This is a genomic window from Salinibaculum sp. SYNS191 (genome assembly GCF_037338445.1).
Taxonomy (GTDB): domain Archaea; phylum Halobacteriota; class Halobacteria; order Halobacteriales; family Haloarculaceae; genus Salinibaculum; species Salinibaculum marinum.
In genome coordinates, this window is record NZ_CP147838.1 from 2,261,026 (window position 1) to 2,284,727 (window position 23,702).

Genomic DNA, 23,702 nt, shown 5'->3' on the forward strand with positions numbered 1-23,702 from the left:
GAACGGACCGGAAGAAAGAGGGGCTGGGACCGTCCCGCCGGAGGTCAGTCCTGGAGGGTCTCGGGCAGTTCGTCGACCATGATGACGGCCTCGCCGTCGATGGCGACGTCGCCCTCGTTGAGCACGCGCGTGCTGAGACGGTACTGGTTGTTGCCGAGGTCCTCGACGATTTCACACTCGGCGGTGACGCGGTCGTCGATGCGGACCGGGCCGTGGAACTCCAGGTCCTGGGAGAGGTAGATTACCATCCCGGGGACGCGCGCGAGCGCGGCGCTGATGAGGCCGCTGACGAGCGTGCCGTGTGCGATGCGGCCGCGGAAGCGCGTCTCGGAGGCGAACTCCCCGTCGAGGTGCAGCGGGTTCGTGTCGCCGCTGGCGGCTGCGAACCGCTTGACGTCGCCCTCGGTAATCGTCTTGGTGAACTCGAACCGGTCGCCGACGCTCAGCTCCTCGCGCGTCTCGGCTGTCTGCTCGGTGTGCCACTCGGGCAGGTCCTCGTCCGGTTCGATGCGGTCTGTCGGTGTCGCTGCGGAACCGTCCTGCTCCGACGGTTCGACGCCGAACGCGGCGAAGGCGGCTCGGTTGGCCGCGACGACACTCTCGAATACGTGTGACGATGTCTCCGTCCACGTGTCCAGCAGCGCACTCCGGTCCGATTCAGAACTCATCGGACTCACCTTTGGTCATACCCACTATTAAAATGTGAGGATTATTGGGTCGTTTTCCGGTTACGTGCGACGTTCTTGCGGCGGCGTTCGCACGCGTGTGTCCATCCCTACCCACCTGGCCCCGACGGACGGACTCGTTTCTGACGATTGAACTTTTCATGTCTCGTTGTAAGCGTGTCGGCCACTTAATGGTACCGGATGGTATAGAATGGTAATGAGCGTAAGATTTATGCACTCAGGGTTGGTAGTTGGAAGTGACCGATGTCCGACGAGAGCGACGGGCCGATGTGGCCGCCCGCAATGTTCGAAGTGTTCCAGGAGACGAGTGAACAGGCAGTGGAACAACAGAAGAAGCTGCTCCAGCAGATGCTTGGCGGGGGCATGTCCGGCATGGACATGAACCAGATCAGCGCGTTGAGTCAGACTGCGACGTTTAAGACCCGTGTCCAGAGCGGGGGTCGCATCAGCATCCCCGATGCCGAGCGCGAGGCGCTCGACATAGAGGAGGGAGATATCGTCCAGACCGTCGTAATCCCGGTCAAACGCAACAGGAGTGAGTAAGTATGGTAGACTACACGACACCCGTCACTACGACATTCGAAATGCAGCGCCAGTCCATCGAACAGGGTCAGCGGGCCCTCACCCAGAGCGTCGAGCTCCAGAAGCAGATGACAACTGCGATGCTCGACAGCATGGAGAGCACGGAGTCGGCACAGCGCCGGACCGTGGAACTCCTCCAGGAGGGCATCCACAACACCCTCGACGTCATCGAGGCCAACATGCCCGGTGCCGACGCGGGAACCGAGGACGTGCGCGCTGCGGTCGACGAGCAGTTCGAGATGCTGCTGGAGAACCACGCGGAAGCCTTCGATACACTCACCGAGGAAGTCGACGAGGGTGTCGCGTCCTACGACGAGATGACCGGTGACTACCTCACGGCCGTCGAAGACCAGCTCGAACTGCTGCTCGACGCCCACGAGGAACTCGAGGTGCAGTCGGTCGAGGCCGTCGAGCAACTGGCCGAGCAGGTCGAGGAGATGCAGGACCAGATGGAAGAGATGCAGGCACAGATGCGCGACGTCTCGGAGCAGACCGTCGAGGCAGTCGAGGCGTAAACCGTCGGAATTTTTTATTCGCCACAGGTGCGAGGACATTACGATGAGCGATAGAAACCAAATGCAAGACGATTGGAACGAGATGGTAGAACAGATGAACGAGGCCGTCGCCGAGTCGGTCGAGCAGAACATGGAGGCGCAGGCGGCATTCATGGAGTCATGGAGTGACGCCTTCGACAGCTCCGTCCCCGAGGAAGACGTCATCGCCGAGGGGATGGAGGGGTACAACAGCGCCTACGAGGTCTGGATGGACGCCGCCAGCCAGATGTTCGAGAAGACCACCGACGCGGCCGAGGGCGAGGACGTCGACGCCACGGAGTTCCGCGACATCTGGCTCCAGTCGGCCAACGAGGCCTTCAAGGAGGTCATGTCCACGAGCGCCTTCGCGTCCGCGAACGGCCAGCTCGTCGAGGCGATGATGGAGATGCAACAGGAGGTCGACGAGGTCACGCAGGACACGCTCGCGCAGATGGGGATGCCAACCCGCGACGACGTCGAGGAGGTCGGCGAGCGCATCGTCGAACTGGAACGTCGCCAGCACGCGGTCGAGGAGAAACTCGACCGCATCCTCGACGCTCTAGAGGAGTAACACCATGGCATTCAACCCCCTGTCAGCGGCACTGGACGCACAGACGGACGCGCTGGAGGCGCTGACGGACGCCACGAACAAGGCCACCATCGCGCCCGAGCGCGCCGTCGAGATCGAGACCATCGACGTCGGCCAGACGCCGGCCGAGGTCGTCTACGAGGAGAACAAGCTCGAATTGCTCCGGTACGAGTCCCAGACCGACGAGCAGAACGAGGTCCCTATCCTCATCGTGTACGCGCTCATCAACAAGCCGTACATCCTCGACCTCCAGCCCGACCGCAGCGTCGTCCGCCGGCTCCTCGAAGCCGGCCACGACGTCTACATGATCGACTGGAACGAGCCCTCGCGGCTCGACCAGCACCTCGGCCTGCACGACTACATCAACCGCTACATCGACAACTGCGTCGACGTGGTGCGCGAGCGCTCGGGCCAGGACAAGATCAACCTGCTGGGGTACTGCATGGGCGGCACGATGAGCACCATCTACAGCGCGCTCAACCCCGAGAAGGTCAACGCCCTCGGCCTGATGGCCGCGGGGCTGTGCTTCGACCGCACCGGCGGGACCCTCGAAGACTGGGGCAGCGAGGAGTACTACGACCCCCAGGACGTCGTCGACGCCTTCGGGAACGTCCCGGCGGAACTGCTCGACGACGGGTTCGCGTTGATGGACCCCATCGACAACTACGTCAGTAAGTACATCACGCTCTACGAGAACCTCGAAAGCGACGGCTTCGTGGCGAACTTCTCCCGGATGGAGAAGTGGCTCGACGAGGGCATCGACCTCGCGGGGCAGGCCTACGTCGACTTCCTCACGAAAATCTACCAGAACAACGAGCTCTACCGGAACGTTCTGGAGCTAGACGGTGAGCGCGTCGACGTCGAGAACATCGACATGCCGATCATCCAGATCATCGGCGAGTACGACCACCTCATCCCGCCGGAGGCCTCCAAGCCGTTCAACGAGGTCGTCGGCAGCGACGACGTGACCACCATCGAGTACCCGACCGGTCACATCGGGATGTCCGTCTCGTCATCCACCCACGAGGACGTCTGGCCGGAGGTCTGTGACTGGTTCTGGGAGAAGTCAGAGGCCGCAGAGGCCGACAGCGAGGAGGAGACCGCCGAGAGCGAGGTGGCCGAGATTCAGGAACAGGCCGCCCAGCAGGTCGCCGAGAGCCAGGCCGAACCCGAGGTCGACGAGGCGGCCGCGGACGTCGAGACCGTCAACGGCATCGGCGCGACCTACGCGGACCGACTCCGGGCGGCGGGCATCGAGACGGTCGAGGACCTCGCCGAACACGACGCCGCGGACGTCGCCGACGTCGCAGAGACCACCGAGGCACGCGCCCAGGACTGGCTCGACCAGCTCGAATAACGTTCGACCGGCGATTTCGGCTCTTTCCTTCGTGCGAACGGCTGCGAGCAGACAGACTTTTCTCGCCCAGCGGCGAGCACGCAGCCATGGACAGCGGACTCCGCGTGAGCGTCATCGGCGGGTCGACGGTCACCGACGAGGAGTACCGGACCGCCCGCGAGGTGGGGCGACTGCTCGCCGACGGCGGCCACACGGTCGTCTGCGGCGGCCGCGGCGGCGTCATGGCGGCCGTCTGCCGCGGCGCGAGCGAGCGCGACGGCCACAGCATCGGCATCCTTCCCGGGACCCGACGGAGCGGGGCGAACGAGTACGTCGACACCGTCGTCACGACGGGGCTCGGCAACGCCCGCAATCCGCTCGTGGTCATGAACGGCGACGCCGCCATCGCCGTCGACGGTGGTCCCGGAACGCTCTCCGAACTCGGCCACGCGCTCGACTTCGGTCGGCCGATTGCGGGGCTGGGAACCCACCGCGTCGAGGGCGTGGACGGCATCGAGCACGTCGAGACGCCGGCTGCGGCCGTCGAATACGTCGAATCTGCCGTCGAAGGAAACTAGACCCAGTCCGCGAACGACCCCTCGATGAGGGTGCCGTCCTGTCGGTCGATGTACTCGGCCTGCATTCCCCAGATGGCTTCCGGGAGCGGGACGCCGGCCTCGACGCTCGCCGCGACGTGGTCGTGCTTCCAGCGGGCGGGGGTCGTCCGGCGGTCGAGCCGTTCCCTGAGCGGGCGGATGTACTCGCGGGCCTGCTCCGTCGAGAGGCCCCGCAGCTCCAGCCCGTCGCGGGCGAACTCGAACAGTTCGCCACAGATTTCGTCGATAACTGTCGTCCGGGCCCCGTCGCGGGTCACCCAGTCGATGTCGGCCTGGAGGCCGTCGCGGGCGGCCGCGTAGAAGTTGTCCTCCGCCGTCTCCCAGTCGAGCGTCCGGACGGGGTGTTCCCGCCGGGGCAGACTCTCCATCAGGCCGGCGAAGACGGCCTCGAAGGCGATGCAGTCCCGGATGGTCGGCTGGGCCGGCAGCGGGCGGAACTCGATGCGCGCGTTCGCGCCGGAGCGGCTGGCACCGTCGAAGACCGGCCGCACCCACCGCCAGTAACTGCCGTGCTTGTGCCGGAAGTGCGCGAAGCGGTCGTCGAAGCGGGTCCCCGTCGCCACCTCCATCGGGACGATGGTGCGGTCGTTCGCGATGGCGTCGATGGCGTCGTCGACGGTCTCGAAGTCGGGCGGGAAACACACCTTCGGCTCCTCCGGATGGCCGGGCGGCGGGTTCAGCACCGACTCGAAGACGCCGATGCGGTTCTCCATGTGTGCGTCGGCGAGAATCTCGCTGTCCGGCGCGTCGTCGTAGAGGTCCGGCGGGAAGAAGGGGGAGTTGACCCCCAGCGCCAGCAACGGCCCGGCCACGCGCAGGGCGTACCGGAAGTACTCCGGCAGGTCCGGCGCGTGGGGCACCTGGTAGTGGGGCTGGATGGACGTGATGAGGCTCTCGGGCATCACCGTGTCGGCCTGGAGGCTGACGTGTGGGGCGTCCAGCGCCAGCCGCGAGGGGTAGTCGGTGTTCGCCATCGCGTGGTACCGCACCGCGTCGCTCATGTTGGTCCCGATGCGGATGCCGTCCTGCTCGATGGAGTCGGTGAGGTACTCGCTGGCAGTCTCGCCGGTCGGCGGCACGGTCCACATCCCGTCCGCGACAAGCTGGAGGTCCTCGGCGTCGGTCTTCTCCTGGGCCGGCGCGACGTGGGCCTGCAACTCCTTCTCCTGTGCGACGAGGCCGTAGCGGGTCAGCGGCTCCGGGCTCGTCTGCAACTCGGCGTTGTGCAGCCCCAGTTCCTTCTCGAAGCCGATGAGTTCGAGCAGGCTCCGGGGCATCCGCCGGAGGCTGTCGGTCCGGCTGTCGACGCCGTACAGTTCCAGTTCCAGGCCGACCAGCGCCTGCGTGTTGTCGAACGTCCCCGACTTGACCTCCGCTTTGAGGTCCTCGGCCTCCGCCCGTGCTTCCTCGCGGAACGTCTCGGCGTCGACCGACAGCAGCTCCCTGACCCGCGCGGCGAGTTCCGACCCCGACATGTACGCCCCTCTTCGCCACCCACCGATTTCAAAGCCCCGCTCACGACAGCGCCGGGAGCGGCACGACGACGACCGGCCACTCGCCCGCGGCCAGCAGCGCCCGCACCGTCTCCCCCGGCGGGTCGCCGCTGCTCTCCGGGTCGCCGCGCCGTGGGCCGACGAGTACCTCGTCGACGTCGCGCTCGGCAGCGACCGCCCGAATCGTCGACGCGGGCTCGCCCTCGCGGACCAGCGTCTCGACGGCCGGGGTCACCAGCCGCGTCCGCGCGACGTTCGTCGCGTCGCCCGGGTCCCGCGCGTCGAGTCCTGGCTCGGCCACCGCGAGCACCGTCACCCTGTCGTCGCCGCCGAGTCGCCCCTGGAGGTAGTCACAGGCCGCCGCTGTCGTGTGGACCGACGCCGCGGCCACGAGCACGTGCGTCATAGCTCCCCGTTCGCGTACCGGCTGGATACGCCTTTCCACCGGAACGGTATCCAAACATCTATGTGCGCACTCGGTTACGTTCCGATAGTGACAGGCGATACCGTGGCGGTCGGTGGCACGTACACGCTCCTGGTGGAGGTGCTGGAACCGGCGACCGTCGAGGTGGGTGCCCTCGGCGAGCGTTCGTTCGACCCGGGGTGGTACGCCTACACGGGGAGCGCGCTCGGCCCCGGCGGCTTCTCGCGGGTCGACCGCCACCGGGAACTGGCCGCCGGCGAGCGCGACACCCGTCACTGGCACGTCGATTACCTGCTCGGACACCCGGCCGCGGACATCGACACGGTCGTCGACTCCCGCGGTGCCGACATCGAGTGTGCCGTCGCGGCCGCCGTCGACGGCGACCCCGTCGCGGCCTTTGGCGCTTCGGACTGCGACTGTGGCTCGCACCTCCACTACGCGCCACAGCGCGCTCACCTGCTCGACTCCGTCCGCCGCGCCCACCTGTCCTTCCGCGGCACCGACGGCGAGTGCCGGTCCCGCGGCTGACCGCCGGGCCGGTCGTCAGAACTCCCCGGCGCGCCCCAGTGACTCGGCCGCCACGGACGTCGCCCGGACTGGAAAGGTATTTTATCGACGGTCGGCTAGTGTGTCTATCCGTTCAGCCGAACACGTGACGATACTGACAGCGGGTGACAGCCGATGACGGGGCGCATTCTCGTCGCCGGCGACGTTCACCTGGGCTCCGAACACGCGGACGTCGACGCCTTCAATAGCTTCCTCCAGGCACAGTCCCGGAACCAGCACTCGGTGGACCACCTGGTCCTGCTGGGCGACGTCTGGGACCTCATCCGCCGGGACCCCTTCGGCGTGGCCTGGGAGACGAGCGAGACGATTACCCACCTCAAACGCCTGGCGAGCGAGGTCCCGGTTCACTTCGTCTTCGGCAACCACGACACCCATCTCCGCCATCTCGACCGGACGCTGTACGACGTCGAGTTCCGGAACGAACTCGTCCTCGGGAGCGGCGACCACGACATCCGATTCTGCCACGGGGAAGCGTTCGACCGCTTCCAGTCGGACGCGCTCTCGAAGCACCTCTCCGGGCCGGGCGACCGGGGCGACATCGACCCGACGAGGGGTCTGAAGGACCCGGTGGTCGCCTGGGGGCGCGAACTGGTCCAGACGCAGAAACGCCGCCTCAAGCGAGCGCGGACGAGCGTCTTGTCGGGCGACGACGACGGTGAGGTGTATCCGCGCCGCGAGCGCCGCGCTCACGCCTACCTCGACGCCGTCCCGGAGGACAAACTCGTCTACGGCCACACCCACCGGCCGTACGTCCGGCCGGACAACGCCGTGGCGAACCCGGGCACGTGGAAGGCGAGCGCCCCCGACTCCAACACCTACCTCGTCATCGACGACGGCGCGATTGCCCTCTACCGACACGTCGTCTCCGGCCCCGACGAACCCGTCAACGCGGGCGCTGCGGCCGCCGTCCCGGCCGACGACTGACCCGGTCGCACTCCCCGTTCCCGCCGGCCGGTCACCGACGTCTCCGGCCCGCGACGCTACAGCCATCCAGCGGTCGCGCCGGTTCGACCGACGACATGGTTAACTGTCGGCTGGACGTACGCTAGGGGACAACGGAGTACGAAGTGTCACTCGATGGTCGAACACGAACTCTTCGATAACCGCCTCACCGAACGGCTCGTCGCCGACGCGGTCTCCCGCCTGTTCGAGGCGGACGGGACCGTCTACCTGGCGACTGGGTATCTCACCTGGTCCGGCTACCTCGCGCTCCGGGACCCGCTCACGGAGTTTCTCTACCGGAATCCGGAGAACCGACTCGTGGTCGTCGTCTCGACGGGTGCCGACCAGTTCTCCCGCCTGGTGGCGAACGCCCTCTGGGAGCACGAGCAGGCCGACCGCATCCGCCTTCTGACCTACCGTGACGGGTTCATCCACCCGAAGCTCTACCTCCGCGACGGCCCGGAGCCGGCGCTGGTCATGGGGTCGGCGAACCTGACCTGGGACGGCCTCGGGAAGAACCTCGAACTGGCCTTCTACTACGCCCCGGACGACAGCGACGACCGGATATACCAGGACTACCTCCGCTGGATGGTCGCGTTCGTCGGGGAGTCCACCCCGGTCACCGCTCGCGACCTCTCGCGGCGGGTCCGTCTCCGCCGGACGCTCGACACCTGGGGCTCCAAGGGCCGCATCAACCTGCCGACGATGATTCGCGGGGCGCTCCCCTTCGGCCGTCGCCAGCCCTCAATCGACGCGCCTCTGTCTCTAGAGGACGACTCGTAGCCACCCGCCGGGCGAGTCCTTACCCTGGAAAGCCGGGCCTGTCTTCACGCTGTGACAGCTTACCGGGTGAGCGATTGCCGCTCGTGGTCGCCCCGCCGCTCACCGACTGCGCGTGACGGCCGTAAGCCCGGCCAACCGACGCACCGCTCTGCCGTCCAGTGGTCCCAACCGGGCGAACGGAACGCTCATATTACCCGCCGTGTTGCGCAGACCAAGGCAATGAAACAGTGTCCGTACCCCGACTGCGCGTGGCAGGCAATCGCGCCGTCGACGGAGGGTGCACGGCAGGCGTACATGACCCACGTCGTCGACGAGCACCTCCTGGCGACCGATGCGATATCCGTCGACCCGTTCGAAGCGCCCCCGGGTCACACCTCGGACCCGCGCTCGCACGACACGGCGCAGGTCGTCATCGTCTTCGAGGGCGAACTCGTCTTGCACACCGAGGACGCCTCGGTCGAGCTGTCGACCAGCGATTCGATGCGCATCGACGCCGGGGAGTCACACTACAGCGAGAACCCCGGCGACCGACCGTGTGTCGGCCTTCGCGTGTCTACCCCCGGTCCCGAGTTCTCGGGCGGCATCCCCGGGTAGCGCCCGCCCTGGTGGGGAGGCCGGTAAGGTCCACCTTCTTTTTGTCGAACGGGTCGCGGTATCGTCACGGTTCGAATGGCCCGATATCCCGTGCGACTCGTGCGCGTCGTCCGCGAGTTCCTCCCGTTCGTCCTCACGGCCCTGCGAGACCGCCGTCGGTTCCTCGTCGTCGGCGGGTCGCGAACCGTCACGGAGTCCGAGCAACGAGCACGGGCCCAGGACGTGCGCCAGACACTGCTCGACCTCGGACCGACGTTCGTCAAAATCGGGCAGGTCCTCTCGACGCGGCCCGACATCGTTCCGCCCGTCTACGCCGAGGAGTTCGCGATGCTCCAGGACGCAATCCCGCCGGGACCGTTCGGCGAGATGGACCCGGCGGCCGTCCCGGGGCTGGACCTGGACGAGTTCGAGCGGTTCGACACGGACCCGGTCGCCGGCGGCTCGCTCGCACAGGTGTACGAGGCGCGCTATCGCGGCCAGCGCGTCGCGGTCAAGGTTCGCCGGCCGGGCGTCGTGGACTTAGTCGAGACCGACCTCCGGGTGCTCGACCGGCTCATCCCCGTCATCGCGAGGTTCGCCCCGCGACGGCACCGATTCTCGCTGCGGAACCTGGCCGACGACTTCCAGACCATCATCCTCGAAGAACTCGACTTCGAGCGGGAGGGGCGGGTGATGGCGGAGATACGCGAGAACTTCGCGGACGACGAGACCGTCGTGACGCCGCGCCGGATTCCCGCCGTCTCCTCGGAGAGCGTCCTCGCGATGACGTTCGTCGAGAGCACCAAGATTACCGACACGGAGGCGCTCCGGCGTGCCGGGTTCGACCCGAAAGACGCCGCCCGGAAGGTGGCGAACGCCTACTTCACGATGGGTATCGACCACGGGCTCTTCCACGGCGACCCGCACCCGGGGAACCTCGGCCTGGACCGGCGCGGCCGGGTCGTCATCTACGACTTCGGGATGACCGGCCGGTTCACCCCCGAGATGCAGGAGGCGATTCTCGACCTCTATCTCGCCGCCGTCCGGCGGGACGTCGACACGATCATCGACACGCTGATCGACCTCGGGGCGCTCGACCCCGCCGTCGACCGCGCGTCGATCGCCTACGTCCTCCGGCTCGTCATCGCGGACCTGGAGGGCCGCGGGGTCACCGACTGGCGCGACATCATCGAGGAGGCGATGGCGGTGCTCCAGTCGTTCCCGTTTCGCATCCCGCCGGACCTCATGCTGGTCATCCGCGTCGGGACCGTCGGCGAGGGGACGCTGCGCCAGATAGACCCGGAGTTCGACTTCATCGCCGCCGCGCGGGAGTTTCTCGCGGCCCACGGCTACCTGGGGCGGGGCGTCGAGGGACTCACGCGGGAGCTACGGGACGATGCGCTCGCCTCGGCGCAGTCCGCCGTCAGGCTCCCGGCGGCGCTGGAGACGGTGCTCGACCAGCTCGCCCGCGGCGAACTCTCCATCCAGGGGCTGGACCTCCAGGCCCCGCTCGTCGCCATCGGGCGGGTGCTCGCGTACGCCATCATCACCGCCGCCTGGGTCGTCGGCTCGTCGATTCTCACCGACACCAGCCCCGTCTTCGGGGCCATCGGCTACGCCATCGCGACGTTCATGACGGTCCTGTTTTTGCTTTCCGTCCGGAACGCACGCCGCGCGGGCTGAGAACGGGTCGTCGCCGCCCCCTACTCCTCACTGCTGTCCCGTCTCGCTGTCCTGCTTGCGCTCGTCCCGCGGGGACCCGCCCGTCAGTGGACTTCGCCGCCAGTAGAGGGCGGCGAGCAACGAGGTGCCGATCATAATCGTCGTGAACGCGAGGATGGTCTCGTCCGCGTTCGACCCGGGGAACGCACCCGTCGCGATGAACAGCGCGATGTTCACGTTGCGGCCGGCCGTCCCGAGCGCGAGTAGGCGCCGGTTCTGCGCCGTCGGACCGCCGATGAGCCACCCGATTTCGATGGACGCGAACACGAAAAGCGCCATCACCAGCAGTATCCCGGTCCCGGCCAGCCCCGTGAACACGCGCACTGTCCTGCCGAGGTCCAGGAACGCCACGATAGCCAGCGCCACGAGCAACGCCGCGTTCGCCAGGATGACGAGCCGCTTCCGGAGCGCGTTCGCCAGCGCCGGTCGCCGACTTCGCACGAGGGCGCCGGCGACGAGCGGTATCACGAGCACGACCAGCAACGGGACGATGAACCGCCACGCCGGGAACACGAGTTCGATCTGGAGGACGGTCAGTGCGGCGGCGACCAGCAACGGCACGGTCAGCGTGGCGACGAGGGTCAGGGCGGCGGTCAGACGGACGGCCTCGTGGGAGTTCTCGCCCGCCAGGGCGGCGAACTGCGGGATGAAGGGCGCACCCGGAGCGATGGCGACGAGGAGGAGGGCGACGAGACTCGGGTCCGGGAGGTTGAACAGGATCCCCAGCAGGACCGCGAACAGCGGGACAGCGAGCAGGTTCGCGAGAATCCACCGCGCGACGAGGTTCGACTCGCGGATGGTCCTGCGGACGTCCCCCTGCGTCAACTGGGTCCCCATCGCGGCCATCATGGCGACCAGGGAGACGGCCACGAGGGTCCCCTGGAGGCTGGTGAGCGCGGTGAGCACCGCATCGACGTCGACCACGCCCGCCTGCACGGGTGCTCACCGCCCGGCGTGAGTCGACGTCGTGCAGTTGCAGACTGGTATGGCAGTGACGCGTCGCGTCTCCCGACAGCACTCCGGCACGGACCCGTCAGTCGTCATAGGTCGCCTCCTCGGCGCTCGGGACGGCCTCGGGCCGCTGGCTGCGTTTCCCGAGTTCGCCGGCGACGACGATGAGCAGTCCCATCAGCGTCGCGCCCACGACGAGCATCACGACGACGTTCGGGTCGTCGAAGTTCGCCGCGCCGACGACGAGCGCCGCCGAGACGTTCCGCTGGGCGGTTCCGAGCCCGAGTACCGGTCTGGTGTCGGTTCCGGGACCGCCAAGCACCCACCCGAGGACCAGCGACCCGACGATGAGCACCGCGAACGCGAGGAGCGCGCCGGTCCCGACGACGCTTATCAGCGTCTGGAAGTTGAGAACCAGCATGAGCACCACCAGGAACACCAGCGCGGTCGAGGAAATCTGATTCACCGTCGGTTGCCAGGTCGCGGCCGTGTCGCCGTAGCGGGCCTTCACGAACAGGCCGATTGCCAGCGGCACGAGCATCAGGACGACGAGCGAACTGGCGATTTCCAGCGGACTCACCTGCACGCCCGGCAGGAGGAACGGGAGTACCACCGGCACGTAGGCCACCGTTACGACCATCAGCAGCACCATCAGTCCCACCCCGAAGGCAACGTCTGACTTCGCCATCTCGACGAGTTTCGGCAGGAACGGTGCGCCAGCGGCCGTCGCCAGCAGGATTAGCCCGATGGACTGCGCATCGGTGAGCGGGATGACCAGCAGAATCCCGTACGCGAGCAGCGGCACGAGGACGAAGTTGGCGACCAGGGCTTTCGCCACCAGCCGGAGGTTCCGCAACGGCTCGATAATCTGCCCGACGGTGAGGCTCAGCCCCATCGCCAGCATGCTGGTCACGACGAAGACCAGCACCGACAGCGTGGCGAGCGATTCGAGGACGACGGCCATCGTCGGTCACTCCCCCACGGAGACGACTTGCGGCACGGCGTCGACACCGGCGACGAGCGACCAGTGCGGGCCGGAGGCCCGGGGTGGAAAGCGAAAATTACCCCCGGGTGCCGGGAGCCAGTTCGCCGCCGCGTCGGGGTCACTCGCGTTCGCGTGCTGGGCGTGGACGACGAGTTCGATGTCGGGATTGATGTTCGTGATTGCCATAGTCTGGGTTCCGGTCCCTTTCCGCTGTCAGCCCTCCCGCAGACGCCTATCCATCGGCCGCTGCAGGCATTGTTATTTGTCACCAATTTTCGGTAGGCCGCACACCGCCAGTGCTACGGTCGCGTTACCTGACGCTTCGATGATGGGAACGCCTCCCCGGCAGTCACGGCCCCCGCTCTTCGACAAGCAGTTCGACGAGTTCCTTCGAGAGGCCGATGAGCACGGGGCCGACGAAGAGTCCGAGGAATCCGAACACGGCGACGCCGCCGAAGATACCGAGCACGAGCAGGCCGGGGTTGAGCCGCGCACCGCGTTGCATCGCCAGCGGACGGACGATGTTGTCCGACCCGCTGATGATGACACTCCCGTACACCAGCAGGCCCGCCGCCGCCGTGACGCGGCCCACGGCGAAGAGATAGACCATCGCGGGAATCCAGACCACGGACGCGCCGATTATCGGCAGTAGCGACAGGCCGAACGTGACGACGCCCCAGAAGACGATGTTGTCGAACCCGAGGACGAGAAAGCCCAGGACCGTCAGTATCGCCTGTACCCCGGCGACGATGACGTTGCCGACCACCGCCGCCCACAGCAGGTCGTCGGTCCGGCCGAACAGTTCGTCCGTCGCCGTCCGGTCGAGCGGGGCCGCCGCCCGGAGCCAGGCGACCAGGTGGTCGCCGTCCCGCAGGAGATAGAAGAACGAAAACAGGAAGATGAAGACCCCGACGAGGAACGCGGGGATGGCGCCGAGCGCTCCGACGATGCCCCCCACGAGACCGCCGACTCCCGTCTCGACAGCCCCGGCCAGCGGCCCGACCAGTGCCGGAAGGTCGACGTCGACCCCGACCCACTCCTGGGCGAGGGTCTCCAGGGCCCCGAAGTCAGGTCGTTCGAACCCCTGAACCAGCGACACGGCTTGCTCGACCGCGACGCCGACGATGAGGAGCAGGGGAACCAGGACGACGGCACCCGTCGCGACCATCGTCAGGACGGCGCCGACGGTCGGCCCCAGTCGCCGCGAGAGGCGCTTGCTCACTGGCTCGACGAGGTACGCCAGCAGTCCTGCCGCCAGGACGAACTGCAGGAACGGCAACACGAGGACGACAGATAGCGCCCCGACCACCAGGAGGAGCATCCTGAGGAAGGTGGTCGAGGAGTGGTCGTCGCCGAGCATAGCAGGTGCCCCTCGCTCCTACGGCCGTCCTCGCCGGCCGGGTCGTCGCCGTGGGTGAGCCAACCCATCGTCGGCGAGCGAGCCGGTCTCCGGTTCGGTGTTGGTCATCGGTTCGGTCGGTTGGTCAGCGGTTGTCCGCTCCCCTGTTCAGTTGACGGTCACGGACGGACTCGGCCATCCGTTCGCCCATCTTGCCCATCCAGTGGAAGATGCCGTGTCTCGCGAATCCGACGTCCTCGTAGGCCTGGCGGACGTGTTCGCGGTCCTCGTCGTCGATCTCGACGAGGTGGACGAGGGGATGGCCCGGCAGCACGCGCGGGTTCGCTAGGAGGCCGACGAGCAACCCGTCGAAGGGCGCGGTGACGACGTGTTCCTCGGTCTTGAAGTGGTCGCTGATGACGCAGATGGTCTCGCCCTCGTCGACGATGGGCAGCGGCCCCCACTTCATCTCCACGAGGCCACCGTTTTCGGCCCGAATCCACTTCTTCTGGTCCTCGCTGGTGAGAACTTTCTGGAACTCGGTACGGCGCGGCGTCGCCTCGGGGTGCATCTCGTGGGCCGCGAGCACGTTCTCGACGGCCTGGAGGCCCAGGTCGATGAGCATCGGCTGGAAGCGATTCGCCTCGCCCATCTCGACGGTGACGATGGGCGTTCCCTTCTCGGTCGCCACCCGGCGCAACATCCCGGAACTCCCCTCGCCCGAGATGACGAGCGGGATGCCCGCCGCCTCGACGAGTCGCTGGATGCCCTCGTCCTCCATGTCGGCCCGGCCGTGGAAGACGGTCATCCGGTTGCGCGTCGAGGTGTGGAAGTCGAGGCCCATGTCGCACTTGCTGACGAAGCGGTCCCAGATGACCCGGGCCATGCGCGAGGCGGTCGACCCGCTGCTGGTCCCGGGGAACGACCGGTTGAGGTCCTGGTCGTAGATGGGGAGGTAGCGCTGCTGGGCGATGAACCCGGGCACGTTCACGACGTGGAGACAGACGATTGCGCCGTGGAGATCAGCCGGTTCGTATCGGTCGGCGACCTCCTGGAGCACCTTGACGCCGTTGACCTCGTCGCCGTGCATGGCCGCACTCAGGCACAGGCGGGGGCCAGCGTGTTCGCCGTTGATGATGGTGACCGGGATTTCGACCGGGCGGCCGAGGTACGTCTCGCCGACCTCGTACTGGATGTGCCGGGTTTCGCCGGGGTCGACCTCCGCGTCGTACCGGAACGGCTGCGGTTCGTCGTGTTCTGAACTCATCGTCATTCCCGCGCCACCGTGCGGTTCGTCGCTGGTTCCTCGTGGACGTTCTGCTCACCGTCGACGTCGACGGTCACCCGCGCGACCGCGAACGGCGCGCGGTCGCGGGTGGTGTCGACGCTGTCGCTCCCGCCGCTCGACCCGGCGAAGACGCCGGTCAGCACTGGACGCATCGAGGATTCCGATTCGTCGTCCGGACGGCCGATTCGGCCGTGAAATATCTGTTCTGGCATGGATTCGCGGTTCTCGCGCTTGCCGACGTGCGGGATACCCTCCGCAGGCATGACACTCCTTGAGAGGGCCGTAGACCGTCCGTCTGGCGTGTGGTACAGTACAGCAGACCGCGATTTGGTTATTCACTCTCAAGTGTCCCTTTGCGTCGGCTTATCGAACCAACGACCGTGGTCGGCCGTCCCGGGCGGTAACGGACGCGACTCGCTGTGGCGGAGCAGAAACGGCGACGGTAACGCTGTATTACCCTGTGGAGGCGTCGTCGGACGTGGCTGACCGGGCGCGCGGTGGACCCGCTGTGCGAGGCTGGGGGTGACGTACCTGTGACGGACAATGCACTCGTCGTGTCGGTTCCTCGTAGAATAGTCCATCCTGGATTCGAACCAGGGTCGAAGCCCCCAGAAGGCTTCAGGATTGGCCGCTACCCCAATGGACTGTGCACTCGTCGGTTACACGCCGGCCTACTTATGAGTGTCGTAAGTGGTCGACGGTAGTCGGTTTCTACGGGGCTGCAGCCGGTTCCTTCCGGCTTCTTCGCGGCGCTGTGTCGTCCTCGCCCGGGCAGCGCACTCCTCCTCTGGTATCGGCTGCGCCAGGCCGCACAACGCTTTTTCTGCGTCCGCCCCTCCCGATGCACATGGCTCCCGAGGCTGCTGCCGAGTCGACCCCGGACGGCCGACCGGCCCCGACCCCGACCGAGGCGGCCGAGGAGTTGCTGGTCGCCTACCGGACGGACGCGGACCCGGAGCCGTATCTGTCGGCGCTGGCCGCGTTCGACGACGCGGCGCTCGCCGAGGTACGGACCGACCGCGCCACCGCCCTCGCCTTCTGGTGCAACCTCTACAACGCGGGCACGCAGCACCTGCTGGCGACCCGCAGCGGGCTCTACGAGAGCCGATGGCGGTCGCTGCGCTTCTTCTCGGTTCCCGCAGTCACCGTCGCGGGTCACGCGCTGAGCCTGGACGACATCGAACACGGCATCCTCCGCCGGCGCTCGAAGTACGGACTGGGGTATCTGCCGCGGCTCGTTCCCGACACCTTCGAGCTTCGCTACCGGCTGGCCGACCTGGACCCGCGGGTCCACTTCGCGCTCAACTGCGGCGCGGCCAGCTGTCCGGCCATCCGCGCGTACACGCCCGACGCCATCGACGACCAGCTCGACCTCGCGACGGAGACCTACCTCGACGCCACCGTCGAGTACGACCCCGACGCCGACGCGGTGCGGGTCCCCCGGCTGTTCCGCTGGCACCCCGGCGACTTCGGCGGTCGACGCGGGACGAGGGAGTTCCTCCGCGAGTACGACGCTATCCCGGCCGATTCCTCCCCCAAGGTGACGTACCTGGAGTGGGACTGGTCGCGGGCCGGAGACGCCTTCGCCGGCCGGTAATCACTGCTTACCCCGGAGCGTTACCGCGAGCGACTCCCGGGGAGTCCCGTAGTAGCTCCCGGCCAGGTCTTCCCCCGTCTCGACCGCAGTCTTCTCGACGCGGCGGGCCGGCACCCGCACGACCAGCGAATCGGACGCGAAGGGGTACGGTTCGACCTCGAAGGTCGTCCCGTCGACAGCGGCCACCGTCAGCGTCTCGTCTCCAGCCAGGGGTATCTCGGTCGTCTCTCCCGGCGGGAGCGTCGCACAGACTGCAAGCGAGAGCCGGTCCCACGCCTGCAGGAGCGCGTAGTTCCGCCACAGCCGGCTCCCTTCGTCGGCCGGCGTCCCCGACTCGTGCAGCGACTCCAGCAGGGCCGCGTCGCGTTCGCTCACGCGCTCGTCGCCCTCCCGTCGCATCTCGTCGACGAGTCGCCGCTGGCGGGCCTCCTCGTCGGCGACGAACCGCTCGTAGCTGTCGTGCTCCGGCGGCGTCGCGTCGGAGAGGCCGTACCGCCGCCGGCGCAGTCCCGATCCGTGTAGCGAGGCGAGCACCCCCGCGTACGGGTCCAGGTCGACGACGCTGTCGATGCCGTCCTCGTAGAACTCGACCCACCTCGCCGGGGGGACGTCGCGGACGCCGACCAGGTCGCCGCTCGCGTCGCGGTGTGGCTGGCGGTCGTAGCGCCACCAGCCGTTGTCGTGGTTGTACGTCGCGGTGACGACGGCGGGGGAGGGTTCGGGTCGGTCGAAGCCGTCCCCGCCCCAGTGTTCGGCGAGTCGGCCGGCCACTCGCGCGTGGGCCGGCTGCGTCACGAAGCGGTAGCGGGCGTCCCGCTCGGCGATGAGCATACCGGACCGTGGAGACCCAGCGACAAAAGCGGGCTGCCAACCGACACGCCCATGTGGGCCCGCGCGCCAGGGACGCGTATGTACGTCGGACGCTTCGTCGTCGTCGGCCCGCAACTCGGTGCCTACCGCGTCTCCTCGCGCTCGTTCCCCAACCGCCGCGCGCTCGACCGCGACGGGACCGTCACCGTCGGCCCCACCGCGGACGCCCCAGAGACGGACAACCCCTACATCTCCTACAACTGCGTGCAGGTCACCGACCGCGGCGCGGTACTGGGCAACGGCTCCCACGTCGACCCTATCGCCGAGAAACTCGAACTGGGCTACCCCGCCCGCGACGCCCTCGCGGAGCCGCTGCTCGCGCTGGACTTCGAGAAGGACGACTACGACACCCCGCGCATCGCCGGCATCGTCGGCCTCGACGACGACCCTACGGCGACAGCCGACGGGAAGAGCGCCTTCGTCGGGACCGTCCGCCGCGACGCGCTGCTCGTCGAGGAGGTCGAGGGCCCGACGCTCGTGGCGACCTACGAACGGGACAGCCCCTCGTCGTTCCCGCTGTCGGCCGGCGACGCCGCCGGGGCCGCACGCGAAGTGTACGACCACGAGTTCGAACACGCCGTCTGTGCCGTCGGCGTCGAGGCGACCGACGGCGGCTTCGAGACGGCCGTCGTCAACGAGTGACGGCTCGCTGAGGGTCAACGGCCTTTTGCGCGCGCAGGCGCAACGGGAGGTATGGTTGCAGAGAAACTGGCCGCCGCCAGGGCCGACCTGGCCGAGCGCGACGGCGTCCTCGTCGCCTTCTCCGGCGGCGTCGACTCCTCCGTCGTCGCCGCTATCGCCCACGACGCCCTCGGGTCGGACGCGGTGGCCTGCACCGCCAAGAGCGAGACCCTCCCCGCCGAGGAACTCGACGACGCCCGCCGGGTGACCGAGGAAATCGGCATCCGCCACGAGATCGTGGAGTTCTCCGAACTCGACAGCGATGCCTTCGTACGAAACGACGACGAGCGATGTTATCACTGCCGCTCGATGCGCCTCTCGGCGATGTTCGACTGCGCACAGGACCTGGACATCCCGGTCGTCTGCGACGGCACGAACGCGTCGGACCCCGGCGAGGGCCACCGGCCCGGTCTGCAGGCCGTCGAGGAACTCGACGCCTACTCGCCGCTGCTGGCCCACGACATCACGAAGGAGGAGGTCCGCGACATCGCCCGCGAGTACGACCTCTCGGTGGCGGACAAGCCCTCGATGGCGTGTCTCTCGTCGCGGATTCCGACGGGGCTGGAGGTCACGGAGGAACGCCTCTCGCGCATCGAGAAGGCCGAGCGTCTGCTGCGGACGTGGGGCTTCGACCAGTTCCGCGTGCGCGACCACGACGGCCTGGCTCGCATCGAAGTCGCCGAGGACGAACTCGACGTGGCGCTGGACCCCGACTTCGTCCGGGCCGCGCGGGACCACATCTCCGACCTCGGGTTCGACCACGTGACCCTGGACCTCCACGGCTACCGGACCGGCAGCGTCAGCCCCGGCGAGGCCGCCGAGGAGGACCAGCCAGCGGCCGAGACGCCGGACCCGCTGGACGCCGAGTACCCGACCGACTAGACAGTCTCGTTCTCCCGCACGAGTTCCGTCTCCTCGCCGACGAGCAGTTCGGTGACGCCGCAGTTGTCCAGTGAGTGCTCCTGCACCGCCGTCAGCACGTCCTGCCCCTTCACGTGGCCGAGTACGAAGTAGATGGGTCCGCCGTGAGTGACGACGAGGACGGTCTCACCGACGGCCTCGGCACAGAGGTGGGTCCAGCCGTCGACGACGCGCTCGTAGGCCTCGGGCAGGCGCTCGCCGCCGGCGGGCTGTGCCCGGAGCGCGACGACGCCGCTCTCGGCGGCGAACTCGGGGTGGCGCTCGAACAGTTTGTCGTAGCCCAGGCCCTGGTAGACGCCGAAGTCGCGCTCGCGCCAGGCCCGCAGGAACGTCGGCTCGGCGTCGACGCCCGCCTCGCGGACCTGCGCCGTCGTCTCCCGGGTGCGCCGGAGGTCCGAGGCCACGACGCGGTCGACGTCGTACGCCGCTGTGATGTGCTCGCCGACCGCCCGCGCCTGCTCGCGGCCCCGGTCGTTCAGCGACGACGGGGCCCACCCCTGAATCCGCCGCTTTCGGTTCCAGTCCGTCTCGCCGTGCCGGACGAGCAGGACCCGCGTCCGGCCGTCCGCTGGCTGTCCCGTCACAGGACTCGCTCGGCACTCGACGCTCTTAGCTGTCGGGTGTCTCCGGCGGCCGGGGGACTACCGCCCCGTCCACCGCAGCAGCAGCAGCGACCCCTCGAACAGCAGGACCATCGTCAGCGCGACGATGAAGGGTGCCATCCCGGTCGGGTCGGGGCTGAAGAGGAAGGCGATGCCGGCGAAGCCGAACCAGAAGTACAGCCGGCGGTCTTTCAGCCAGCGCCGCGTGGTCACGCCCATCATGATGGCGAGCATGATGAAAAGCGGTATCTGGAAGATGACCGCGAACATGCCCAGCATCAGCAGGATGAGCCCGAACGTCTCGCTGAGGCCGAAGGCCACCTCCGCGACCGGCTGTGAGTAGCCCAGGAAGTACTGGAAGATGATGGGCAGGACGAGGAAGTACGCGAAGGCGACGCCGATGCCGGCCAGGATGAGGCTGGTCGGCACGCTCGCCAGGTAGTACCGGCGCTCGTTGGGGTACAGCCCGGGACGCATGAACAGGTAGGTCTGGTAGACGAACACGGGCAACGCGATGATGAAGCCGCCCAGCGAAGCCACTTTCAGCCGCGCGAGGACGAGCGCGAGCGGGTGGTACAGCCGCGGACAGGCGGCGGTGTCGCTCCCGGCACCGTCGGCGGCTGTCCCCGCGGCCTGCTCCGCAGCCGTCGCGATCTGCTGGACGCACTCCGTCGGCGGGCCGGGGAGGAAGGAGTACCACAGGAAGTTGATGAGGCGGTCACCCAGCGGGAAGATGACCGCGCTGACGATTGCCATCACGACGATGACGATGCCGAGCCGTTTGACCATCTCCTCGATGTGCGCGGTCAGCGGCATCTCCTGGTCGTCCGGCGCGCCCGCCTCGGGTTCGAGCGGCTCTGCCGGCGCGGTCGGCGGCTCGCCGCTGGCAGGGACAGTTAGGTCCTCCCCGGGCGTCGCCACGTCGTCGCCGGTCTCGTCCTCGTCCGTTTCTTCGTCGGTCGTCTCGTCGCCATCCGCCCCGTCGTCGGTCGTCTCGCCCTCGGTCCCCTCGTCTGTGTCCCCGTCTCGGCTTTCCTCGTCCGCCCCCGCGTCGTCGCCTGCGTCGGCGTCTCCCGTGCTGTCGTCGTTCTCGTCGTCCTCTTCGGTCCTCGACTCGTCGGACGCCTCGGCTGTCGTTGCCGTCTCGTCCGCATCGTCGCCCTCGTCCGCGTCGTCCGCACCGGCTGCCGTTTCCCGTTCGTCGTCCGGTGTCTCCGGGTCGTCATCGTCTTCCGGACCCGTTGGTGGGGGTGTCTGCTCGTCCTCGTCTGTCCCGGACGGGTGCTCGTCGCCCTCGTCGGGGTCCCCCTCGCTCATTCAGCGGCGATTGGCCGGCAGTTCTTGTAAGCCTTCTCTCTCGCCCGCACGGCTCTAACGCAATAGATTGATAACCGACAGTCGGCAAGATTCCCCCGAGAAATGGCTGGCGCACTCGACGAGGACACTGCGCGGACAGTCGCCAGCGGCCGCGAAACCGTCGGTGCGATGCTCTCGACGGCCCAGAGCGACCTCAAGAAGGTGTTCCTCGTCTTTCTGGTGGGGATGCTGGGGGCCTTCTTCGCCCTGCGGATGTACGTCTGGGACGCGCTGAAGCAGGACATCCTCTACTCCCAGATGAACGCCGAGGCCCGCGAGGCCACCACCGTCGTCGCCGTCACGCCCTTCGACGTCATCCTCCTGCAGGTGAAAGTCGGGATGATAGTCGGGGTCCTCTTCGCCATCCCGGCACTGCTGTTCTTCAGCCGCGGTGCGCTCAAACGGCGCGGGTTCTGGCCCTCGGAGGCCATCCCGCGCTGGAAACTCGCCGTGCTGGGGCTGCTCATCGGCGGGCTGTTCGTCGGCGGCGTCACCTACGCCTACGAGCTGTTCTTCCCCATCATGTTCTCCTTCCTCGCGGAGAACGCCGTCCAGGCCGGCTTCACGCCGACGTACTCAATCGTGAAGTGGACGGAGTTCGTCTTCTTCCTCACGCTCTCCTTTGGCCTCGCCGCGCAGCTCCCGCTCGCGATGAGCGGGCTCTCGCTGACCGGCGTCGTCCCCTACCAGACCTTCCGCGACAAGTGGCGCTACGCCGTCATCGGCATCTTCGTCTTCGGCGCGGTGTTCTCCCCGCCAGACCCGTTCACCCAGATCATGTGGGCGCTGCCGCTGGTCACGCTCTACGGTCTCAGCCTCGGCGTGACCAGACTCGCCGTCCTCTCGAAGCAGGCCGGCGCGAACGTCCCCATCCGGCTGGTGGTCCGCAAGCGCTGGAACGTCCTCGCCGGCACGGCCGTCCTCGCTGGCGCGGGCATCTACGCCTACCTCACCCGCGGCGGTCTGGAGGCGACCAACGGCGCGCTCGACGCCATCGGCTCCTCGTACCGCTTCCCGACGTTCGGTGAACTCGGCTTCCTGGGACTCGACTCGGCCACCGCTGCCGCGGTCATCACTGGCGGGGTCGTCGTGCTCACGGTCAGCGTGGCCCTCTTCGCCCTGCGCATCCGGGAACTCCAGCGGGTCGCCGTCACCGACCGGCTCGCCGCGACGGGCACGCCCCAGTCGGAGGTGACGGCCGACAGTACCGCGGCCAGCGCCGGCGAACCCGCCGAAATCGACATCGACGCGCTGAGCGCGGCCGCCGTCAGGGCCGCGCCGCCGGAAGCGTTCGCCGAACTGTCGGAGGGGGAGGCGCTGCAACACGCCGAACGCGCCGTCGAGGACCAGGACGGCGAGAAGGCCCAGGCCATCCTCGACCGGTTCGACGAGGCCCAGGAGTTCGCCGCCGAGCAGGCCACGGAGACAGAGGAGTCCTCGAACCCGGTCACGTCGACGGCGGCCGGCATGATGGACGCGTTCACCGAGGACGAGACCACCGAGGACGACATCGGCGGCTACTACTACGACATCGCCTTCATCCTCGACTCGCTGACCTCGAAGGCCATCTGGATCGTCGGCACGTTCATGACCGTCCTCGCGCTGACGTTCGTCTACCTCTACAGCGGCGGTATCGGCGACATCCGCGACTCCTTCCTTGGGAGCATGCCCGAGACGCTGGCGGACCAGGTCGACATCGTGACGCTGCACCCCGTCGAGGCGCTCATCTTCGAGATCAAGTTCTCGACGCTGCTCGCCTTCGTCTCCATCATCCCCATCGTGCTCTATTTCGCGTGGCCGGCCATCCAGAGCCGCGGGTTTACGACCGGCGGCAACCGCAACGTCCTGCTGGTCTGGGGCGGCACCCTGTTCGCGTCGGTCATCGGCGGGACGCTGCTCGGCTTCTTCTACATCGCGCCGGGCATCATCTCCTGGCTGGCCGGGGACGCGCTGACCTCGAACATGGTCATCGCCTACCGCATCAACAACTTCGGCTGGCTGGTCATCTTCACCACCATCGGCGTCGGCATCCTCGCGATGATTCCCGTCACGATGTGGCTGTTCGCCCGCGGCAACCTCATCAGCTACGAGACGATGCGGACGCGCTGGCGCGTGGCCGTCCTCGGCTTCTTCGCCATCGGCGGCCTCCTCTCGCCGAAGGGCGTGTTCACCATGTTCATCCTCGCGATTCCCGCGACCATCGCCTTCTTCATCGGGATGGCCCCGATGGAACTGCTCTACCGCTTGCGGCGGTAGGGCATCGTC

26 protein-coding genes and 1 tRNA gene are annotated in these 23,702 nt (G+C 67.8%); 14 read left to right on the top strand and 13 right to left on the bottom strand.

All coding sequences use genetic code 11. The features are described from left to right. Positions 1-44: 44 nt before the first annotated feature. Entirely contained in the window at positions 45-668 is a 624-nt protein-coding gene (locus WDJ57_RS12120) for a MaoC family dehydratase (RefSeq protein WP_338901079.1), read from the bottom strand. Between the two features lie 261 nt (positions 669-929). On the opposite strand from WDJ57_RS12120, the gene WDJ57_RS12125 reads away from it, so the two are divergent. From WDJ57_RS12125 to WDJ57_RS12145, 5 genes are all read left to right on the top strand, one after another. Beyond that, entirely contained in the window at positions 930-1,229 is a 300-nt protein-coding gene (locus tag WDJ57_RS12125) for an AbrB/MazE/SpoVT family DNA-binding domain-containing protein (protein ID WP_338901080.1), read from the top strand. Positions 1,230-1,231: 2 nt separating this feature from the next. Continuing rightward, positions 1,232-1,783 (top strand): hypothetical protein, encoded by a 552-nt coding sequence (locus tag WDJ57_RS12130; RefSeq protein WP_338901081.1) that lies wholly within the window; start codon positions 1,232-1,234, stop codon positions 1,781-1,783. A gap of 43 nt (positions 1,784-1,826) precedes the next feature. Continuing rightward, positions 1,827-2,372 carry a poly(R)-hydroxyalkanoic acid synthase subunit PhaE gene (locus tag WDJ57_RS12135; RefSeq protein WP_338901082.1) on the top strand — a complete coding sequence of 182 codons (546 nt, stop codon included), beginning with the start codon at positions 1,827-1,829 and terminating at the stop codon, positions 2,370-2,372. Between the two features lie 4 nt (positions 2,373-2,376). Then, a complete protein-coding gene (phaC, locus tag WDJ57_RS12140; RefSeq protein ID WP_338901083.1) occupies positions 2,377-3,747 on the top strand; it encodes a class III poly(R)-hydroxyalkanoic acid synthase subunit PhaC in 1,371 nt (456 codons plus the stop codon). 86 nt (positions 3,748-3,833) lie between these two features. Further along, complete coding sequence (locus WDJ57_RS12145; RefSeq protein WP_338901084.1) at positions 3,834-4,304, top strand: TIGR00725 family protein; 471 nt, start codon at positions 3,834-3,836, stop codon at positions 4,302-4,304. On the opposite strand, the gene WDJ57_RS12150 is transcribed toward WDJ57_RS12145, so the two are convergent. Together WDJ57_RS12150 and WDJ57_RS12155 are read right to left on the bottom strand one after the other, a co-directional pair. After that, a complete protein-coding gene (locus tag WDJ57_RS12150; RefSeq protein WP_338901085.1) occupies positions 4,301-5,818 on the bottom strand; it encodes a hypothetical protein in 1,518 nt (505 codons plus the stop codon). The two genes, WDJ57_RS12145 and WDJ57_RS12150, sit on opposite strands and share 4 nt — an antisense overlap. A 40-nt stretch (positions 5,819-5,858) precedes the next feature. Continuing rightward, the gene (locus WDJ57_RS12155) at positions 5,859-6,242 is read right to left on the bottom strand and encodes a universal stress protein (protein ID WP_338901086.1); all 384 of its coding nucleotides are present in this window, start codon (positions 6,240-6,242) and stop codon (positions 5,859-5,861) included. 87 nt (positions 6,243-6,329) lie between these two features. Here WDJ57_RS12155 and WDJ57_RS12160 point away from each other — a divergent pair, with 87 nt between their 5' ends. The 5 genes from WDJ57_RS12160 to WDJ57_RS12180 all read left to right on the top strand — a co-directional run bounded on the left by WDJ57_RS12160 (position 6,330) and on the right by WDJ57_RS12180 (position 10,808). Further along, positions 6,330-6,788, top strand: coding sequence for a GIY-YIG nuclease family protein (locus WDJ57_RS12160; RefSeq protein WP_338901087.1), 459 nt, complete (start codon positions 6,330-6,332; stop codon positions 6,786-6,788). A gap of 153 nt (positions 6,789-6,941) precedes the next feature. Next, entirely contained in the window at positions 6,942-7,751 is an 810-nt protein-coding gene (locus WDJ57_RS12165; RefSeq protein WP_338901088.1) for a metallophosphoesterase, read from the top strand. 153 nt (positions 7,752-7,904) lie between these two features. Next, complete coding sequence (locus WDJ57_RS12170; protein ID WP_338901089.1) at positions 7,905-8,552, top strand: phospholipase D-like domain-containing protein; 648 nt, start codon at positions 7,905-7,907, stop codon at positions 8,550-8,552. 219 nt (positions 8,553-8,771) lie between these two features. Next, positions 8,772-9,146, top strand: coding sequence for a cupin domain-containing protein (locus WDJ57_RS12175; protein ID WP_338901090.1), 375 nt, complete (start codon positions 8,772-8,774; stop codon positions 9,144-9,146). Between the two features lie 75 nt (positions 9,147-9,221). Then, positions 9,222-10,808 carry an ABC1 kinase family protein gene (locus tag WDJ57_RS12180; RefSeq protein ID WP_338901091.1) on the top strand — a complete coding sequence of 529 codons (1,587 nt, stop codon included), beginning with the start codon at positions 9,222-9,224 and terminating at the stop codon, positions 10,806-10,808. A 27-nt stretch (positions 10,809-10,835) separates the two neighbouring features. On the opposite strand, the gene WDJ57_RS12185 is transcribed toward WDJ57_RS12180, so the two are convergent. The 7 genes from WDJ57_RS12185 to WDJ57_RS12215 all read right to left on the bottom strand — a co-directional run bounded on the left by WDJ57_RS12185 (position 10,836) and on the right by WDJ57_RS12215 (position 16,056). Next, complete coding sequence (locus tag WDJ57_RS12185) at positions 10,836-11,783, bottom strand: bile acid:sodium symporter family protein (protein WP_338901092.1); 948 nt, start codon at positions 11,781-11,783, stop codon at positions 10,836-10,838. 97 nt (positions 11,784-11,880) lie between these two features. Then, entirely contained in the window at positions 11,881-12,762 is an 882-nt protein-coding gene (locus WDJ57_RS12190) for a bile acid:sodium symporter family protein (protein ID WP_338901093.1), read from the bottom strand. Between the two features lie 6 nt (positions 12,763-12,768). After that, positions 12,769-12,969 carry a hypothetical protein gene (locus WDJ57_RS12195; protein WP_338901094.1) on the bottom strand — a complete coding sequence of 67 codons (201 nt, stop codon included), beginning with the start codon at positions 12,967-12,969 and terminating at the stop codon, positions 12,769-12,771. 163 nt (positions 12,970-13,132) lie between these two features. Beyond that, positions 13,133-14,143: an AI-2E family transporter gene (locus WDJ57_RS12200; RefSeq protein WP_338901095.1), complete on the bottom strand. Its 1,011-nt coding sequence runs from the start codon at positions 14,141-14,143 to the stop codon at positions 13,133-13,135. 124 nt (positions 14,144-14,267) lie between these two features. Next, entirely contained in the window at positions 14,268-15,389 is a 1,122-nt protein-coding gene (locus WDJ57_RS12205; protein WP_338901096.1) for a succinylglutamate desuccinylase/aspartoacylase family protein, read from the bottom strand. A 2-nt stretch (positions 15,390-15,391) separates the two neighbouring features. Continuing rightward, the gene (locus tag WDJ57_RS12210; RefSeq protein ID WP_338901097.1) at positions 15,392-15,673 is read right to left on the bottom strand and encodes a hypothetical protein; all 282 of its coding nucleotides are present in this window, start codon (positions 15,671-15,673) and stop codon (positions 15,392-15,394) included. Between the two features lie 310 nt (positions 15,674-15,983). After that, positions 15,984-16,056 (bottom strand) — tRNA-Gln (locus tag WDJ57_RS12215). Between the two features lie 201 nt (positions 16,057-16,257). Here WDJ57_RS12215 and WDJ57_RS12220 point away from each other — a divergent pair. Further along, positions 16,258-17,007: a DUF547 domain-containing protein gene (locus tag WDJ57_RS12220; RefSeq protein WP_338901098.1), complete on the top strand. Its 750-nt coding sequence runs from the start codon at positions 16,258-16,260 to the stop codon at positions 17,005-17,007. Here the strand turns inward: WDJ57_RS12220 and WDJ57_RS12225 are convergent, their stop codons facing one another. Then, a complete protein-coding gene (locus WDJ57_RS12225; RefSeq protein ID WP_338901099.1) occupies positions 17,008-17,838 on the bottom strand; it encodes a DUF3891 family protein in 831 nt (276 codons plus the stop codon). Between the two features lie 78 nt (positions 17,839-17,916). On the opposite strand from WDJ57_RS12225, the gene WDJ57_RS12230 reads away from it, so the two are divergent. Together WDJ57_RS12230 and larE are read left to right on the top strand one after the other, a co-directional pair. Beyond that, on the top strand, positions 17,917-18,519 hold the full coding sequence (locus WDJ57_RS12230) for an IMP cyclohydrolase (RefSeq protein ID WP_338901100.1): 603 nt from the start codon (positions 17,917-17,919) through the stop codon (positions 18,517-18,519). 51 nt (positions 18,520-18,570) lie between these two features. After that, positions 18,571-19,440, top strand: a complete 870-nt coding sequence (larE, locus tag WDJ57_RS12235; RefSeq protein WP_338901101.1) for an ATP-dependent sacrificial sulfur transferase LarE — start codon at positions 18,571-18,573, stop codon at positions 19,438-19,440. On the opposite strand, the gene WDJ57_RS12240 is transcribed toward larE, so the two are convergent. Together WDJ57_RS12240 and tatC are read right to left on the bottom strand one after the other, a co-directional pair. Further along, on the bottom strand, positions 19,437-20,063 hold the full coding sequence (locus WDJ57_RS12240) for a histidine phosphatase family protein (RefSeq protein ID WP_338901102.1): 627 nt from the start codon (positions 20,061-20,063) through the stop codon (positions 19,437-19,439). The genes larE and WDJ57_RS12240 overlap by 4 nt on opposite strands. Positions 20,064-20,120: 57 nt before the next feature. Then, positions 20,121-21,398: a twin-arginine translocase subunit TatC gene (gene tatC, locus WDJ57_RS12245; protein ID WP_338901103.1), complete on the bottom strand. Its 1,278-nt coding sequence runs from the start codon at positions 21,396-21,398 to the stop codon at positions 20,121-20,123. Positions 21,399-21,500: 102 nt separating this feature from the next. Here tatC and WDJ57_RS12250 point away from each other — a divergent pair, with 102 nt between their 5' ends. Continuing rightward, positions 21,501-23,693, top strand: a complete 2,193-nt coding sequence (locus tag WDJ57_RS12250; RefSeq protein ID WP_338901104.1) for a twin-arginine translocase subunit TatC — start codon at positions 21,501-21,503, stop codon at positions 23,691-23,693. The last annotated feature ends 9 nt before the right edge of the window (positions 23,694-23,702 follow it).

Bases quoted from the DNA above. Each gene is read 5' to 3' on its own strand.
- WDJ57_RS12120 (WP_338901079.1), bottom strand. From the start codon at position 668: ATGAGTTCTGAATCGGACCGGAGTGCGCTGCTGGACACGTGGACGGAG.
- WDJ57_RS12125 (WP_338901080.1), top strand. From the start codon at position 930: ATGTCCGACGAGAGCGACGGGCCGATGTGGCCGCCCGCAATGTTCGAA.
- WDJ57_RS12130 (WP_338901081.1), top strand. From the start codon at position 1,232: ATGGTAGACTACACGACACCCGTCACTACGACATTCGAAATGCAGCGC.
- WDJ57_RS12135 (WP_338901082.1), top strand. From the start codon at position 1,827: ATGAGCGATAGAAACCAAATGCAAGACGATTGGAACGAGATGGTAGAA.
- phaC (WP_338901083.1), top strand. From the start codon at position 2,377: ATGGCATTCAACCCCCTGTCAGCGGCACTGGACGCACAGACGGACGCG.
- WDJ57_RS12145 (WP_338901084.1), top strand. From the start codon at position 3,834: ATGGACAGCGGACTCCGCGTGAGCGTCATCGGCGGGTCGACGGTCACC.
- WDJ57_RS12150 (WP_338901085.1), bottom strand. From the start codon at position 5,818: ATGTCGGGGTCGGAACTCGCCGCGCGGGTCAGGGAGCTGCTGTCGGTC.
- WDJ57_RS12155 (WP_338901086.1), bottom strand. From the start codon at position 6,242: ATGACGCACGTGCTCGTGGCCGCGGCGTCGGTCCACACGACAGCGGCG.
- WDJ57_RS12165 (WP_338901088.1), top strand. From the start codon at position 6,942: ATGACGGGGCGCATTCTCGTCGCCGGCGACGTTCACCTGGGCTCCGAA.
- WDJ57_RS12170 (WP_338901089.1), top strand. From the start codon at position 7,905: ATGGTCGAACACGAACTCTTCGATAACCGCCTCACCGAACGGCTCGTC.
- WDJ57_RS12175 (WP_338901090.1), top strand. From the start codon at position 8,772: ATGAAACAGTGTCCGTACCCCGACTGCGCGTGGCAGGCAATCGCGCCG.
- WDJ57_RS12180 (WP_338901091.1), top strand. From the start codon at position 9,222: ATGGCCCGATATCCCGTGCGACTCGTGCGCGTCGTCCGCGAGTTCCTC.
- WDJ57_RS12190 (WP_338901093.1), bottom strand. From the start codon at position 12,762: ATGGCCGTCGTCCTCGAATCGCTCGCCACGCTGTCGGTGCTGGTCTTC.
- WDJ57_RS12195 (WP_338901094.1), bottom strand. From the start codon at position 12,969: ATGGCAATCACGAACATCAATCCCGACATCGAACTCGTCGTCCACGCC.
- WDJ57_RS12200 (WP_338901095.1), bottom strand. From the start codon at position 14,143: ATGCTCGGCGACGACCACTCCTCGACCACCTTCCTCAGGATGCTCCTC.
- WDJ57_RS12205 (WP_338901096.1), bottom strand. From the start codon at position 15,389: ATGAGTTCAGAACACGACGAACCGCAGCCGTTCCGGTACGACGCGGAG.
- WDJ57_RS12210 (WP_338901097.1), bottom strand. From the start codon at position 15,673: ATGCCTGCGGAGGGTATCCCGCACGTCGGCAAGCGCGAGAACCGCGAA.
- WDJ57_RS12220 (WP_338901098.1), top strand. From the start codon at position 16,258: ATGGCTCCCGAGGCTGCTGCCGAGTCGACCCCGGACGGCCGACCGGCC.
- WDJ57_RS12225 (WP_338901099.1), bottom strand. From the start codon at position 17,838: ATGCTCATCGCCGAGCGGGACGCCCGCTACCGCTTCGTGACGCAGCCG.
- WDJ57_RS12230 (WP_338901100.1), top strand. From the start codon at position 17,917: ATGTACGTCGGACGCTTCGTCGTCGTCGGCCCGCAACTCGGTGCCTAC.
- larE (WP_338901101.1), top strand. From the start codon at position 18,571: ATGGTTGCAGAGAAACTGGCCGCCGCCAGGGCCGACCTGGCCGAGCGC.
- tatC (WP_338901103.1), bottom strand. From the start codon at position 21,398: ATGAGCGAGGGGGACCCCGACGAGGGCGACGAGCACCCGTCCGGGACA.
- WDJ57_RS12250 (WP_338901104.1), top strand. From the start codon at position 21,501: ATGGCTGGCGCACTCGACGAGGACACTGCGCGGACAGTCGCCAGCGGC.